Below are 16,857 nucleotides of genomic sequence, written 5' to 3'. Positions count from 1 at the left end.
CATGCGATTGACTGCACTGCTGCCCCTGTCCCTGGCCCTGCTGGCCTCCCCTGCCCTGCAGGCCGAAGAACTGCCCAAGGCGGTTCAGCAACTGCAAGCCAAGGGCGCCGTGATCAAGGGCAGCTTCGATGCGCCCAACGGCCTGCGCGGTTATGCCGCCGAGTACCAGAACAACGCCCTGGCCCTGTACCTGACCGCCGACGGCAAGCACGTGCTGGTCGGCAGCCTGTTCGACGAACAGGGCAAGGACCTGAGCGCCGAGCCGCTGCAAAAGCTGGTATACGCGCCGATGAGCAAGGAAATCTGGGCGAAAATGGAAAAGACCGCGTGGATCGCCGACGGCAAGGCCGATGCGCCGCGCAAGGTGTACCTGTTCAGCGACCCGAACTGCCCGTACTGCAACATGTTCTGGGAACAGGCGCGGCCCTGGGTGGAGTCGGGCAAGGTGCAGTTGCGCCATATCATGGTCGGCATCATCCGCGAAGACAGCCCGGGCAAGTCGGCGGCGCTGCTGGCGGCGAAAGACCCGGCCAAGGCACTGCAGCAGCATGAAAAGGCCGGCAAGGCCAGCACGCTGAAGGCGCTGGAACAGGTGCCAGAGGCTGTGCAACAGAAGCTGGCGGCGAACATGGCGTTGATGGAAGAGATGGGGTTGCAGGCGACCCCAGCCATTTTCTATCAGGATGAGCAAGGCAACCTGCAAAGCCAGCAAGGGGCACCACGGCCGGAGATGCTTGGGAAGATTCTGGGCAAGCGCTGACTGTAAGATCGTCGGGGAGAGTGTCTGAACGTGTACGGACCTATTCGCGGTTGAATCCTCAACCACAGACTCATCGATACAGGCATCCCGACCAAACCCGCGGTTGCTCCTACAACTGCGGGCCATTCATCGCTTTGCGTATTCCTTGACTAATGCGTTGGAGCTCATCCTCGGAGTCTGATCCCGACGACGAGTCGAACGAAGATAACCTGCTTCGTTGAGCCGCGCGAAATTTTCTGGCGGCATCAATATCTCGTATAAGTTGCTCCCTCGCACCATCATGCTTTGACTGGGGAGGAAGTTTTATATCTGGCCTTTTTACCAAAAGTTCATAGGATTGGCCAACACCCGGCCCGACGGTACCCTTTTGCGAGGCAGCGAGCAATTTTTCAGGATCACTCAGCGAAACCTCCATCTTAGAAAAGGCCGCCCTGGTCATACTGTAAACATGTTTATTGACCCTTGAAAGTGCCGCCGCACTACGCAGGTCTAGATAACTGATGACTTTAGAGAATATATCAGGCTCATTTATGGAATTGATTGTAATGACCGACTTGGGAATTATGATACTGACCGGCTTCGGTATCAAAACAGGGCTTATCCTGCGCATCATCCGGCCGCTGGGGTCCACATTATTGACAGGATCGCAACTGCAATAACAGTACGCATTTACCCCTCCCTTTCCAAACGGGCTCAGCCTATCAGGCGAGGTGAACCGCATCAAAGTGGGATTGAATGATCGATAGCCATTGCCTAGTGCATAGCAACCCGAAACCAGAGTGAAAGCTTCGCCATTGAAGCCTAGTAACGTAAGCGTTGACGGTAATTTCGGATCGTGGCCGTATACAGAGTATGCGTGCTGTTCCCCTTTATCAGTTTCCTGCACTGACAGCACCGAGGCCTTGCCGTCTGTCGAGAACAGATGGTATGCCTCACCACCATCGACTCGTTGCTCGGCCAAGGGCATATCAGGCGTCCGAAAAACGGAGCGAAGCTGGTTCCCCTGCATCATCGAAACAAGGGACCTCCCCTGATAGAAGAAAGACGAGTTTGATGAACTTTCCATGCTGGTAGCTCCATATCTCCGGAGTAAATAGGATACGCGGTTACCCATATTGAATCCCTCGCAAAGATAGGGGGAACTGGTAAAAATGGTAGGTAAACCGTGAATGACTTTCAATTTTCCTGAGATCGGGCAGCAGTTCGTCACCTGGCGCTCGAAAAAGGCCGCCTGATGAGCCTGCCGATTACGCTCTAGAACCCAGTCGTAGTGGCCTGACAACCAAAATCCACATGCTCTGCGACGCCAACGTGACACCGCTGCGCTTCCTCCTCTCTGGCGGAAAAACCAGTGACTGCCGGCATGGTCTCACTGGCTTGTTCTATGCGGTGATCGCGACGTCTCTTCTCACATAGTCTTAGTACCGTGACCATTGAAAGGGGCGCCAAGCGCCCCTGCCCATCACAGCCCCTCCAGCTCCGCCATCAGGTCACTGAGCCGGTCGACCTTGTCATCATCCAGCGCACTGCCCTGCAGCCCCTGTACATACTCGGCCAACGCCTCCACCGTGCTGCACTCGAACATCGCCCGCAGCGGCACGTTCAGCTGTAGCTGCTTCTGCACCCGCGAAGCGATCTGCGTGGCCAGTAATGAATGGCCGCCCAGCTCGAAGAAGTTGTCGCACACCCCCACCCGCTCGGCTTTGAGCACATCGGCCCAGATGCCCGCCAACACATCCTCCAGGTCGTTACGTGGCGCCTGATAGGCCTGGCTATGCTGCACGCCGATGTCGATGGCTGGCAGGGCCTTGCGGTCGAGCTTGCCGTTGGCGTTGTGCGGCATGCTGTCGAACCAGCCCCAATGCAACGGCACCATGTACTCCGGCAACTCGGCACGCAGTCGTTGCTTGACCTGCTCCAGCAACGCAGCATCGGCACTGACGCCCTGGTGCGCCACCAGGTAGCCGACCAGATGCTTGCCGTTCACGCCCTCCTGCACCGCCACAGCGGCATCGCGAATTTCCGCCTGCTCATGCAGCCGGGCCTCGATTTCGCCCAGTTCGATGCGATAGCCGCGAATCTTCACCTGGTGGTCGATGCGCCCGACATATTCCAGCACGCCGTCCGGGCGTTGCCGCGCCAGGTCACCGGTACGGTACAGGCGCTCTCCCGGTGCCCCGTAAGGGTGAGGAATGAACGCCAGTGCCGTGCGCACCGGGTCACCGACGTAGCCACGGCCTACACCCGTACCCGCCACGCACAGTTCGCCCACCGCCCCCAGCGGCACCAGCTTCTGTTCCTCGCCGAACAGGTACAGGCGGTTGTTGTCCGTTGGCGTACCGATGGGCAGGTAGCTGCCTTGGGTCGAGGCGGAATCGACGCGGAAGAACGCCACGTCATCCGAGCACTCCGCCGGGCCATAGGCATTGACCAGGCCGATCTGCGGGTAGCGCTGCAGCCACTGCGCCGCCAGCTCCGGTGACATGGCCTCGCCGGTCGGCAGCATCCAGCGTAGGCCGTCGAGGGCCTGGTGGTCGCTGGCCAGCATGCCCTGGATCAGGGACGGCACGCTCTCCAGCACGGTGATGCCGGTGGCCTGCACGTGCGCCAGCAGGCCTTGCGGGTCGTGGGCGATGGCATTTGGCACGATCTCTACCTTGGCGCCGAACAGCGGCGCAGCCAGGAACTGCCAGACCGAGATGTCGAAGCTTTGCGAGGCGGTCTGGGCGATCACGTCCTGCTCGCTCAGCGCCAGGTAAGGCACCTTGCTCAGCTGATTGTTGAGCATGCCGCGCTGCTCGACCATCACCCCTTTCGGCAGACCGGTCGAGCCTGAGGTGTAGATCACGTAGGCGAGGTTGTCCGGGCCACTGTGGATACCCGGGTTGTGGCTTGCGATCGGGTTGGCCTGGACGTCTTCCCAGACCAGCAGTTGCGGCCGCAGCGCAGCCTCCAGCTCACCGAGCAACTGCCGTCCCTGCTCGGCGCAGGCCGCGCTGCACACCAACACTGGCGTGCGGCTGAGCTGGATGATGCTTTGCAGGCGCGCCGCCGGCAGGCCCGGGTCCAGCGGCAGGTAGCCGGCGCCGGCCTTGAAGCTGCCGACAATCATGCCCAGCAGCGGCAACCCACGTTCGGCAAGCAGTGCCACTGGCTGGTCCACGCAGACTCCGGCAGCCACCAACGCATGGCCCAGGCGGTTGGCCGCCAGGTTCAGCCTGGCGTAGTCATAGGATGCCTCCAGGCAGCGGGCCACGGTACGCTGTGGATGCGCCACGACCTGCGCTTCGAACTGCGCGATGTAGCTCTGTTCAAGTGGATAAACCCGCTCGGTCCGGTTGCAGTCCTCCAGCAGGAAGCCTTGCTCCTGGGCGCTCGACAGCGGTAGCTCGCTCACCTCCCCTTCAAAGCCTTGTACCAGCGCCAGCAGCAGGCGCTTGAATTCGGCCAGCAGGCGCTCGACGGTCGGGTAGTCGAAGTAGCGCTGGTCAAACGACAGGTGCAGGCCCAGGTCATCACCCGGGTAACACACCGCCGTCAGCGGGAAGTTGGTGTGGGTACGGCCCGAGTCGGAGCTGGCGTTCAGGTGCTGGGCGTGATCGAGCACGGCGGTTTCAACCGGCGCATTCTCGAACACGAACAGGCTGTCGAACAGCGGCTGGCCCTTGGGCAACTCGCTGCACGCCTGGATCGCCACCAGCGGCAGGTATTCGTACTCGCGCAGTTCCATGTTGCTTTGCAGCAGGCCCTGCAGCCACTGGCGTACGCTGCAACGCTCACCCGCCGCGGGCAACTGCACGCGCAGGGCCACGCTGTTGATGAACAGGCCGACGGTGCGCTGCATCTGCGGCATGCTCACCGGGCGCCCGGCCACGGTTACGCCAAAGGCCACGTCGCGGTCGCCGCTGTAGCGCGACAGCACCAGGGCCCAGGCCGCCTGGGCGAAAGTGTTGACGGTGAGCTGATGGGCCTGGGCCAGCTCGCGCAGACGCACGCCATCATTCACCTCAAGGCGGGTATAACAATCGCCGACGACCATGCCGCTACCGGCGTGGTCATGGCGCAGCGGGCGGTCGCTCGGGATGGCTGTGGCACGTTCGAAGCCGGCCAGGTTGGCCTGCCACCAGGCGCGTGCGTCGTCCAGGCCCTGGCGCTGCAGCCAACCGATGTAATCGCGGTAACGCGGCGGCACCGGCAGTTGGGCCTGACGGCCTTCGCCAAGGGCCTGGTAGACTTCGAAGAAATCGTTCATCAACAGCGAGCGGCACCAGGCATCGATAAGGATGTGGTGGTTGCTCATCATGAACCAGTAGCGTTCATCGGCCACGCGCACCAGGCGCAGGTGGAACGGTGCCTCGCTGAGCAAGGCAAAGCCGGCCTCGCGCTCCTGCTTGTGCAGGGCCTGCAGGCGCTGCTCCTGGGCATCGTCGGCAAGGCCGCGCCAGTCCTGGTAGTCCACCGCCAGGTTGCCCGGCTTGTGGATGATCTGCAGCATCGCCTCGCCGCTGTTCCAGCTGAACGAGGCGCGCAACGCTTCGTGGCGCGCCACCACGGCCTGCCAGGCCTGGGCGAAACGCTCGGGGTCGAGCGCGCTGTTGATGCGGTAGCGGTCCTGCATGTAGTACAGGCCAGTGCCCGGCTCCAGCAGGGTGTGCAACAGCATGCCTTCCTGCATCGGCGTCAGCGGGTAAACGTCCTCGATCTGCGCGGCCGGGACCGGCAATGCGTCGATCTGCTCCTGAGTCAGGTGCGCCAGCGGGAAGTCCGATGGGGTGAAGCTGCCATTGCCATCGGCCAGACAATGCGCGACCAGCGCCAGCAGCTCCTGACGATAGCCCTCAGCCAGACCCGCGATAGTCTTCTGGTCGTAGCGCTCGGCGCTGAAGGTCCAGCGCAGTTGCAGAGCACCGCCATACACTTGGCCATCGACGCTCAACCAGTTGGGCAACGGCGCATCGAGATCATGCGCCAACCCGGCCGGGGCTTCCAGGGGCTGGAACAAGGCCGCACTGTCGAACTGCTGGTCGAACTGGCCCAGGTAGTTGAAGGTGATGCGCGCCTGCGGCAAGGCCGCCATCTGCTCGCGCCCGGCGGCATCCGCCAGGTAGCGCAGTACGCCGTAGCCCAGGCCCTTGTGCGGTACATGGCGCAGTTGTTCCTTGATGCGCTTGATCGAACCGGCCCGCGCCGCGTCGTCTTCACCTGGCAGCGGACGCAGGCTCAGTGGGTAGGCATTGGTGAACCAGCCGACGCTGCGGGTCAGGTCCATGTCTTCGAACAACCCGTCACGGCCATGGCCTTCGAGCTGCACCAGCACTTCTTCATCGCCGCTCCAGCGGCACAAGGCCCGCGCCAGTGCGGTCAACAGCAGGTCGTTGACCTGGGTGTGGTAAGCCGCCGGGGCCAGTTGCAACAGCTGTCGGGTCTGCTCCACGTCCAGGCCGATGGCCAGGGTTTGAGCGTCGCGATGCAAATTGCCGCCCTGCGGATGGTCGCACGGCAATTCGCGACGCACACCGCCCAGCTGGCCTTGCCACCAGGCCAGTTCGTCACGCAGCGAATCGCTGCCGGCGTAGCTGACCAGGCGCGCCGCCCAGTCGCCGACGGCGTGGGTCTTGGCCGGCAGAGTCTGGCCACGGTACAGCGCCTGCAGGTCTTCCAGCAGCACCCGCCAGGACACACCATCAACCACCAGGTGATGGATCGCCAGCAACAACCGCTGGGTGCCCTGCCCGTCACGCACCAGCAAGGCGCGCAGCAGCGGCCCCTGTTGCAGGTCCAGGCTGCGCTGCACGTCGGTGTAGAGTGCCTGACAATCATTGAAATCGGCGACAGTGGCGCTCCACAGCAGTTGCTCGGCGCCAGGCTGCGCGTACTGCGCCTGCCAGCGGCCCTGGGCGTCGCTGAAGCGCAGGCGCAGGCTGTCATGGTGCTGCACCAGCGCAGCCAATGCCTGTTCAAGGGTGGCCTCAACCAAGGGTTGGCGCACCTCCAGCAGCACGGCCTGGTTCCAGTGTTGCGGCTGTGGCACGTCACTGTCAAAGAACCAGTGCTGGATCGGCGTCAGCCCGGCCTGGCCCTGGCGCAGGCCCTGCTCGACCGTGCTCGCGGCTTCGCTGAGCTGAACCACAGTTGCCAGGGTCTGGATGGTCTGATGCTGGAACAGGTCGCGTGGGGTGAATTGCAAGCCGGCCTGCCGGGCGCGGCTGACCACCTGGATCGACAGGATAGAGTCGCCGCCCAGTTCGAAGAAGTTGTCCTGCACCCCAACCTGGGCAATGTTCAGCACGTCGCGCCAGATCTGCGCCAATTGTGCTTCCACCGCGCTGCCAGGGGCCTGGTACTGCTGCCGCGCCTGCTCAAGATCCGGCAACGGTAGCGCACGGCGGTCGAGTTTGCCGTTGCCCATAAGCGGCAGGCTGTCGAGCAGCACCAGGTGCGCAGGCACCATGTAATCGGGCAGGTGCTGGCGGGCATCGGCTTTCACTGCTTCGCGCAGCAGGTTTTGCGCCTCGCTACCGGCGGTGGCCTGCCTGCACACCAAGTAGCCCACCAACTGCTTGCCGCCCGGCAAATCCAGCGCCTGCACGACGGCCTCGTCGACATCGTCGTGGGCCTGAAGGCGGCTCTCGATTTCGCCCAGCTCGATGCGGAAGCCGCGGATCTTTACCTGCTGATCAGCACGGCCGAGATACTCCACCAGGCCATCAGTACCCAGACGTACCAGGTCGCCGGTACGGTACAGGCGCCCGCCTTCGGCACTGAACGGGTCGGCGACAAAGCGCTCGGCAGTGAGGCCTGGACGGTCATGGTAACCCTGCGCCAGGCCGGCACCGCCGACATACAGCTCGCCAATGCCGCCTTGCGGCAACAAAGCCAGATCCTCGTCGAGGATGTAGGCCGTACGGCTACCGATGACGCGGCCGATCGGTACGCTGCCAAGGTCTGCTGGCAAGGCCTCTGGCGCCTGGCAAGCCAGCGGCATGACCACGGTTTCGGTCGGGCCGTAGGCATTGAAGAACAGCTGTGGCACGAAGGCCTGGCGGATGCGTTGCAGGTGCTCGCCGGTCAGCGCTTCGCCGCCGGTGATCACCAAGCGCACCGGCAACTGTTCGCCCTGCCCACCCAGGTACTGGGCCAGTTGGCTGCCGTAGCTAGGGGTGAAACCGAGGATGCTCACCTTCTGCTCACGCACCAGTTGGCAGATTTCCTCGGCACCCCACTGCCCTTGGGCGCGCAGCACCACACGGGCGCCACACAGCAGCGGCGCCCACAGGCGCTCGCTGGCAGCGTCGAAATTGATCGAATAGAAATGCAGTTCGCAGTCATCGCTGCGCATGCCGAATGCGGCGATCACCGCCTGGCAGTGCATGGCGAACTCGCCATGGCTGACCACCACGCCCTTGGGTTTGCCGGTGGAGCCTGAGGTGTAGATCAGGTAAGCCTGGTGCTGCGGCAGGCTGAGGTTGTCCAGCGGCGCATCGCTGTAGGCCGCCAGGCTGGCGGCATCGTCTTCCAGGCTCCAGCTGGCCACGCCTTCAGGCAGCTCGCCCACGGCTTGCAGCAACGCGCGCTGACTCAGCAGCAAGCCGATGCGGCTGTCTTCGATCATGTAGCGCAGGCGGTCGAGCGGGTACTCGGGGTCGAGCGGTACATAAGCGCCGCCGGCCTTGAGGATGGCCAGCAGGCCAACCACCATTTCCAGCGATCGCTCCAGGGCCAGGCCCACGCGCACCTGCGGGCCGACACCACGCTCGCGCAGGGCGCGGGCCAGGCGGTTGGCCTGTTGGTCGAGTTCGGCATAGGTCATGTGCTGGCCGGCAAAGGTCAACGCACCAGCCTGTGGCGTACGCGCGGCCTGGGCGGCGAACAGGCCGTGCAAGGTCTGGTCGAGGTCGAAATCGTGCTCGCCCTGCAACTGGCCCACCAGCACCTGCTGCTCGGCGCTGCTCAGCATCGGCAGCTCGCACAGGCGCTGTTGCGGGTTGTCCAGCAGGCCGACCAGCAGTTGCTGCCAATGCTCGGCCATGCGCGCGATGCGCGGCTCGTCGAACAGGTCGCGGCTGTAGGTCAGGCAGCAACCCAGACGACCGTCGAGGTCGGTCACCTCCAGGTACAGGTCGAACTTGGTGGCGCTGGCGTCATTGACCAGGTAATCCACCTGCATGCCGGCCAAGCTGCGGCTTTGCTGGAAAGCCCAGCGCTGCACGTTGCACATCACCTGGAACAGTGGGTTGTAGGCGCTGCTGCGCGGCGGCTGCAAGGCCTCCACCAACTGGTCGAACGGCAGGTCCTGGTGCGACTGGCCTTCGATGGCGGCCTGACGCATCTGCTCCAACAACTGAGCGGCGGTCATCTGCCCGTCCAGCTCGCAGCGCAGCACCTGGGTATTGAGGAAGGCGCCGATCAGCCCTTCGCTTTCCGGGCGGATGCGGTTGGCTACCGGCGCGCCGATGCGCAGGTCGCGCTGGCCGCTGTAGCGGTGCAGCAAGGCGGCCAGGGTGGCGGTCATGGTCATGAACAGGGTCAGGCCGCGCTGGCTGTTGAAAGCATGCACGCGGGCGACCAGGGCCGGGTCGAGGTCGAAGCGGTACAGCTCGCCACGGTGGCTTTGCACAGCCGGCCGCGGGCGGTCGGCGGGCAAGGCCAATACCGGGTGTTCATCGCCCAGGCGAGCCTTCCAGTAGGCCAACTGGCGCGCGCCCTCGCCGCTTTCCAGCCATTGCCGTTGCCACACGCTGTAGTCCAGGTACTGCACCGGCAGCGGCGCCAGTGGCGATTCGCGGTCATCGACAAAGGCTTCGTACAGCTCGCCCAGCTCGCGGGCGAAGATGTCCATGGCCCAGCCTTCGGTGACGATGTGGTGCAGCGTCAGCACGAAGAAGTGCTCGCGCTCGTCGGCCTTGGCCAGACAGGCGCGCAGCAGCGGACCACGCTCCAGGTCGAATGGCTGGTGCGCCTGGTCGTCGGCCAGTTGTTGCAAACGTTGCTGGCGGGCATCGACTGACAACGCACTGAAGTCTTGCCAGTCGAGATGCAGGCCGCTGTCTTCGGCCACGCACTGGTACGGCACCCCGTCGATGCTGGGGAACGTGGTGCGCAAGGTTTCGTGGCGCACGATCAGCGCCTGCAGCGCACGCTCGAAAGCGTCTATATGCAGGGTGCCGCGCAGGCGTGCCATGCCGCCGACGTTGTACGCCGGGCTATCCGGCTCCATCTGCCAGAGGAACCACATTCGCTGCTGCGAGTACGACAGCGGCACCGCCTGACGGCGGTCGACACGGGCGATTGCACCTTGCAGATTGCGCTCGCCGGCCGCGCGCAAGTGGGCGATCTCGGCACAGAAGGCGCCCAATTCGCTGGCTTCGAACAGGGCCTTGAGCGGCAGCTCGACATCGCAGGCCTGGCGGGTGCGCGAAACGATCTGAGTCGCCAGCAACGAGTGACCACCGAGGGCGAAGAAGTCGTCCTGCAGGCCAATGCGCGGCAAATTCAACACGTCGCGCCAGATGGCCGCGACCTGTTGTTGCAGCTCGGTTCGTGGCTCGACATGCTCACGCTGCTGCCACACTGGAGCAGGCAGTGCCTTGCGGTCGACCTTGCCGCTGGGGCCCAGGGGCATCTGTGCCAAAGGGATGAGTTGCGCCGGCACCATGTAGGCTGGCAATTGCTCAGCCAGCACGGCCAGCACCTCGGCAGGCTGGGCGCTGCCACTGTAATAGCCGACCAGTTGCGCGCCAACGGCGTCCTTGTGTATCAGCACCAGCGCCTGTTCCACACCCGCCTGTGCCAGCAGGCAGGCCTGAACTTCCTCTGGCTCGACGCGAAAACCACGCACCTTTACCTGCTGGTCGAGGCGGCCAAGGTATTCCAGGGCCTCCAGCTGAACCTGCCAGCGGGCGCGATCGCCACTGCGGTACAGACGCTGACCATTGCCGTCGGCCTGGGGTACGAAGCGCTCGGCAGTGAGGCCGGGGCGGCCCAGGTAACCCCGGGCCAGGCCCGCGCCACCGAGGTACAGTTCGCCCGGCACACCGGGGGCGCTCAGTTCCAGCTCATCGTCCAGCACGCGGCACAGCACATTGCCCAGCGGGCGGCCGATGGGCGAGCGCTCACCGTCCGCCACCTGGCAGTGCCAGTGGGTGACGTTGATGGCGGTTTCGGTCGGGCCGTACCGGTTGTGCAACTGCACCTGCGGCAGCACCTGCAGCACGCGGTCACGCAGCGTGGCGGACAACGCTTCGCCACCCGAGAACACCCGGCGCAAGCTACTGCAGGCACCTGCCTGCGGCTCCTGGACGAACACCTGCAACAGCGGCGGTACAAAGTGCAGCGTGGTCACCCCATGGGCCTGCACCAGGGCAGCGATACGCTGTGGGTCGCGGTGTTCACCAGGGCCAGCGAGCACCAGCTTGCAGCCGGTGACCAACGGCCAGAAGCATTCCCACACCGAGACGTCGAAACTGATCGGCGCCTTCTGCATCAGCACGTCGCTGTCATTCAGCACATAGGTCGCCTGCATCCACTGCAGGCGCTCGGCCAGCGCCGCATGGGTATTGCCTACGCCCTTGGGCTGCCCGGTGGAGCCGGAGGTATAGATAACGTAGGCCAGGTTGTCGCCGTGCAGGTGCAGGCCGGGGGCATGGCTGGGCCAGCTGTCCAGGTGCAACTGGTCGAGGGCAATGGCGCTGACACCGTCGACCTGCGGCAGCTTGCCCAGCAGGCTGCTGTGGCTCAGTAGCAAACGGGCGTCGCAGTCGGCCAGCATGTAGGCCAGGCGTTCGGCAGGGTAATCGACATCCAGCGGCACGTAGGCACCGCCAGCCTTGAGAATGGCTAGCAGGCCAACCAGCAATTGCGGCGAGCGCTCGATGGCAATGGCCACACAGGTATCGGGGCCGACGCCTTTGTCACGCAGGTAGTGCGCCAGCCGGTTGGCTTGCTGGTGCAGCCCGGCGTAATCCAGGCTGCCGCCGTCCCAGATCAGGGCGGTGCGTTGCGGCGTCAGGCGTGCCTGCTCATTGAGTTGTTCGACCAACAGGTGCTGCGCTGCGGCGGCCTCTGCCTGGCCCCAACCCAGCAGCTGCGCACGGCCGTGCTCATCCAGCAATTGCACCTCTCCCAGCGCCTGCTGCGGCGCGGCACACGCCTGTTCCAGCAGGACCAGCAGGTGATGGGCCAGACGTTCGACGGTGCTGGCTTCGAACAGCTCCGCGGCGTAGTCGAGGGCCAGGCTCAGGCGGCCCAGATGGTCTTCCTCACTGTGCAACTGCAAGTCGAACTTGGCTTCACGGCTGTGCCACGGCAGCTCTTCGGCCAACAGCCCCGGCAGACGCCGCAGGGCTGACAGGTCGCGTTGCTGGTGGTTGAACATGACCTGGAACAGACCTTGCTCACGGGCCTCTGGCAAGGCTTCGACCAACTGCTCGAATGGCAGGTCCTGGTTGGCCTGGGCTTCCAGGGTGGCTTGACGGACCTGGGCCAGCAACTGTGCGAACGACAGACGGCCATCGAATTGCGCGCGCAGCACCTGGGTATTGATGAAAAAACCGACCAAGCCCTGAGTTTCCATACGCGGGCGGTTGGCATTGGGCACACCGACGCGGATATCGGGCTGGCCGCTGTAGCGGTGCAGCAGCGCCTGCCAACCTGCCAGCAGGACCATGAACAGGCTGGCCTGCTGCTCGCGGGCAAGGCCCTTGAGCGCTTCAGTAAGCATGGCCGGCACCTTGAGGCTGAAACGGGCGGCGCGATGGTCGCGCTGGCTGGCACGTGGATGATCGGTGCACAGGTCGAGCACCGGCAGTTCATCGCCCAGGCGCGCCTGCCAATACTGCAGCTGCCGCTCGGCTTCGCCTTCAGCCAGCCATTGCCGCTGCCAACTGCCGTAGTCGGCGTAACCCAGGGGCAGCGGCGCCAGGTTGGCCTCCAGGCCCTGGCAGTGGGCGGCATACAGTTTGGCGAACTCATCGAGGAGGATGTTCAGCGACCAGCCATCAGCGACGATGTGGTGCAAAGTCACCCACAGTTGATGGTCTTCATCGTCCAGCCGCGCCAGGGTCACCCGCAGCAACGGGCCCTGGGAGAGGTCGAACGGCTGGCGGGCCTCGGTTTCACGCTGCGCGGCAACCTGCTCGGGCGAGTGCCCTTCAAGGTCCAGGCGGTGCAGGCTGAACGGTTGTTGCGGCAGGATACGCTGCAGCGCCTGGCCATTCTCTTCGCTGAACACGGTACGCAGCGATTCATGGCGCGCCACCAGTGCCTGGAAGGCCACTTTTAGAGCGTCGACATCCAGCTCGCCGCGCAGGTGCAAGCCGGCGGGAATGTTGTAGGCCGCTGATTGCGGATCCAACTGCCAAAGCAGCCACAAGCGGTTTTGCGCCAGCGACTGGGGCAACGCCTGGGCGCGCTCCAGCGTGGTGATGGCTGCGGTGCCTGCGGCGCCATCGGCGATGACCTGTGCCACGGCCTTGCTGTAGTCGGCCAGTACCGGCGCCTCGAACAGCATGCGCAGGCTCAGGTCGATACCCAACTCATCGGCCAGGCGCGCTGTCGCCTGGGTGGCGGCGATGGAGTTACCGCCCAGCAGCAGGAAGTGGTCGCCAGCCGACACCGCCTCTACCTTGAGGATCTCGCGCCACACACCCGCGATGCGTGCTTGCAGCTCATCGCCAGCGGTTGCACCGGCACCGGCTTCGCTTGCCTCAGGGAAACGGGCATAGCAGTCCAGGCTGCCATCGTCCATGCGCAGGCGACAGGCAGCGCGTTGCAACTTGCCGCTGGAGGTCTTCGGCAGCGCGCCGGGGTTCAGCAACAGGACCACGGCGGGGGCCTGCCGGCAGGCATCGGCGATGACCTGCCGGAGGGTCTTGATCAGGTCCTGGGGCTTGAGTGCCTTTTGCACGTTGCGGCTGACCTCCACCGCGACACCGATGCCCTCCTCGCCTTGATGCTCGACGGCGAACACCGCCACCCGGCCTTTACGCAGCACCTGCACTTCACGTTCGAGGGTTTTCTCCAGGTCTTGCGGGTAAAGGTTCTGCCCACGCACGATCAGCATGTCTTTCAGGCGCCCGGTGACGAATACCTCGCCTTCACGCATGAAGCCCAGGTCGCCGGTACGCAGCCAGGTCTGGCCATCCATTTCGACGAAGGTGCGAGCGCTGGCTTCTGGGTTGCGCCAGTAGCCCAGGGCGATGCTCGGGCCGCCTGCCCAAATTTCCCCCACCTGGTTGTCGCCCAGCACTTGCAGTTGTTGCGGCTCGACGATGCGTATCGCGTGCCCCGGCTGCGGGAAGCCGCAACTCATCAGCACGCTGCCAGTGCCGGGTTCGGCGCGGTTGGCGGCGAAGGCTTTGGCATCCAGCTCAAGCGCGGGGATACCCTGTCCACGGCGGCTGCCGCTGACGAACAAGGTGGCTTCGGCCAGGCCATAACTGGCGAAGAAGCTGTGCGGGTCGAAACCGCAGGCCTGGAACTTGTCGGCAAAGGTGGCCAGGCTGTCCTGGCGGATTGGCTCGGAGCCCGAATAGGCTACGCGCCAGCGGCTCAGGTCGAGCCCGGCCAGCGAAGCCTCGCTCACCCGCTCGCTGCACAGGCGGTAGGCAAAGTCGGGCCCGCCGCTGATGGTGCCACCGTAGTCGCTGATGGCCTGCAACCAACGCAGCGGCCGGGCCAGGAAGAACCCTGGCGACATCAGCACGCAGGGCACACCGCTGAAGATCGGCTGCAACAGGCCGCCGATCAGCCCCATGTCGTGGTATAGCGGCAACCAGCTGACGATCACGTCGTCGGGATTGAGGTCGATGCCGAAGCCTTGGCGGATCAGTTGCTCGTTGGCCACCAGGTTGCCATGGCTGACCTGCACGCCCTTGGGCAGCGCGGTGGAACCGGAGGTGTACTGCAGGAAGGCGATGTCCTCGCCCTTGAGTGCGGGCTCACGCCAGGTCGCGGCCAGCGCCGGGTCCAGGCCGTCCACGGCCAGCAACTCGGGCGTGTCGTCTGCCGCAAGCACCTCCAGGCCTTGCAGGTGGTCGTGCAGCGCCGCCACGGTCAGCAGCAGGCGCGGCCCGGCGTCGGCGATGATCGACAGCAAACGCTCCTGATGATGCTGGCGCGCGGACTCCGGCGGGTAAGCCGGCACCGCGATCACGCCTGCGTACAGGCAACCGAAGAACGCCGCCACGTAATCCGGCCCGCTGGGGAACAGCAACACGGCACGGTCACCGAAGCTGGCGCGCGCCTGCAAGGCAGCGGCGATGGTGCGCGCACGCTGGTCGAGGTCCCGGTAGCTGAGCACGGCCTGCTCGCCGGGGGCGTCGGAGAGAAAGCGCAGAGCAATCCTGTCCGGGGTCTGCGCGGCGCGTTGCGCCAGGGCCTGGACCAGCGAGAGCGGGAGTTCGAAGGCGTCCGTCATGGGGTGTTCCTGCCAGTGTCTGTTAGGGCGTGCCGACTGCGCCGCGAACAGCGGCGGGCAGCGAGCGGCGACCGGGGATGTACACAGGGGAACGGATGGACGGGGGCAGAAATTAGCGGGGGCGAGGGTGTGGGGCTGCGTGAAGGCTGGAGGCATACCTGGGGGCATGCCCCCTTGGGACAGCAACACGCAATAATAATTTAGTTTCGCATTTGACAATCATTATCATTCTACATAATTTGTCGCACGTCGTAGGAAGCTTCCCAGCTTTGGGTGCCTCCTTTCCTCTCTGTGACAAGGTGATTTCCATGGCGGAACAACTATCCACAAGTAAGTGCGATTCACCATTACTGCAGGCCTTCGTCGACAACCGCAACATCCTGGTCAAGATCGCTGCCCGCATCACTGGCTGCCGCTCCCGCGCCGAGGATGTGGTGCAGGACGCCTTCTTCCGGCTCGGTGCTGCCCCGCAGATCACCTCGTCATTCAAGGCGCAGCTGAGCTACCTGTTCCAGATCGTGCGCAACCTTGCGATCGACCACTACCGCAAGCAGACAATGGAGCTGAAGTACTCCGGCAGTGAGGAGGAAGGCCTGAATGTGGTTATCCAGAATGCCTCGCCCGAAGCCACCCATATCAACCTTGCCGCACTGGACGACATTGCCCAGGCGCTGAACGAGCTGCCGCAACGTACCCGCTATGCGTTCGAGATGTACCGCCTGCATGGCGTACCGCAGAAGGACATTGCGAAGGAACTGGGGGTGTCACCGACCCTGGTCAACTTCATGATTCGCGATGCATTGGTGCATTGCCGCAAGACCGCCAACCGGCAAGCCTGAGTTACTCTTCGACAACATCTACGATGCCATCGGGCGGGAATCAAGGCCTGCGCGTGCTGACTGTGATGCGGTAGGGGTCGAAGATCCGCGCCAGCTCACCACTGTCACGCAGGCCACGCAGCAGGGCAGCGAACGACTGCTCGTCAATAGGCGCCTCTGGGCGCAGCAAGGCGTAGTGGTGATAGACCTGGTCAATGCGCTGCGAAGGCACCAGTTGAGCCCTGCTCGCCGGGTTGCGTGCCAGGAAATCGCTGAGGTAGGAGCGCGTGACCAGGGCGATATCGGCGCGGCCGGCCTGCACCATCAGCAGGTTGCTGTCGTGGGAATAGGTCAGGGTCGCGTTGTATGTCTTGCGCAGGTAATTCGGGTCAGCGTTGAAGCCGGCGAACGCGTAGTGGTAGCCGTTGAACAATGCCAGGCGTTTACCGCGCAGGTCATCGAAGTAATGTGGATCATTGCCATTTGCCTGACGGGCAACGAACACTTCGGCATCTTCCAGGCCCATGTCCACGGCCTGATGAGCAATTTGCTCCCAGCCCCATTGTGGGTTCTCGAAAATTGCCATGTCGGTGCGGCCCTGCTGGAAGTCACCGAAGCGCCGCTGGATAGACGTAGGCACAAGAACGAAGTGATAGTGCTGCTGCGCCCGGTTGAGTGCATTGACCAACTGCGGCAGCAAACCGGTATCGGCGCCTTGCTCGGGGCGCACCGTGTAAGGCGGGAAATGGGCCGCGCCAATCTTCACTTCGACCGCTTCGCCAGCCCATACCGGTGCCGCCAACCAGAACACGGCCAGCAGCATCAGGGTGGACAAGGCCTTGAGGCCGGGCACTGGAGTCAAG

Annotated in this window: 5 protein-coding genes and 1 pseudogene; 3 read left to right on the top strand and 3 right to left on the bottom strand. The window is 64.1% G+C overall.

Features of this window, described 5'->3' with window-relative positions; all coding sequences use genetic code 11:
• The first annotated feature begins 1 nt into the window (after position 1).
• Positions 2–760, top strand: coding sequence for a thiol:disulfide interchange protein DsbG (gene dsbG / locus ACE4QZ_RS10215; protein ID WP_021784462.1), 759 nt, complete (start codon positions 2–4; stop codon positions 758–760).
• Positions 761–869: 109 nt separating this feature from the next.
• On the opposite strand, the gene ACE4QZ_RS10210 is transcribed toward dsbG, so the two are convergent.
• Entirely contained in the window at positions 870–1,826 is a 957-nt protein-coding gene (locus ACE4QZ_RS10210) for an RHS repeat-associated core domain-containing protein (protein WP_050439962.1), read from the bottom strand.
• 161 nt (positions 1,827–1,987) lie between these two features.
• Between ACE4QZ_RS10210 and ACE4QZ_RS10205 the strand changes: the two are divergent.
• A pseudogene (locus ACE4QZ_RS10205) lies at positions 1,988–2,116 on the top strand (IS5/IS1182 family transposase); the annotation flags it as partial.
• Positions 2,117–2,222: 106 nt separating this feature from the next.
• Here ACE4QZ_RS10205 and ACE4QZ_RS10200 read toward each other — a convergent pair.
• Entirely contained in the window at positions 2,223–15,176 is a 12,954-nt protein-coding gene (locus ACE4QZ_RS10200) for a non-ribosomal peptide synthetase (protein WP_279935035.1), read from the bottom strand.
• Between the two features lie 308 nt (positions 15,177–15,484).
• On the opposite strand from ACE4QZ_RS10200, the gene ACE4QZ_RS10195 reads away from it, so the two are divergent.
• Complete coding sequence (locus ACE4QZ_RS10195) at positions 15,485–16,015, top strand: RNA polymerase factor sigma-70 (RefSeq protein ID WP_021784459.1); 531 nt, start codon at positions 15,485–15,487, stop codon at positions 16,013–16,015.
• A gap of 40 nt (positions 16,016–16,055) precedes the next feature.
• Here ACE4QZ_RS10195 and ACE4QZ_RS10190 read toward each other — a convergent pair whose 3' ends face one another.
• Positions 16,056–16,856, bottom strand: coding sequence for a substrate-binding periplasmic protein (locus ACE4QZ_RS10190; protein ID WP_028698348.1), 801 nt, complete (start codon positions 16,854–16,856; stop codon positions 16,056–16,058).
• Position 16,857 lies beyond the last annotated feature (1 nt).

The organism is Pseudomonas sp. DCA-1, from assembly GCF_046523955.1.
Lineage (GTDB): Bacteria > Pseudomonadota > Gammaproteobacteria > Pseudomonadales > Pseudomonadaceae > Aquipseudomonas > Aquipseudomonas putida_Y.
This window is presented reverse-complemented; position numbering and strand designations above follow the sequence as displayed.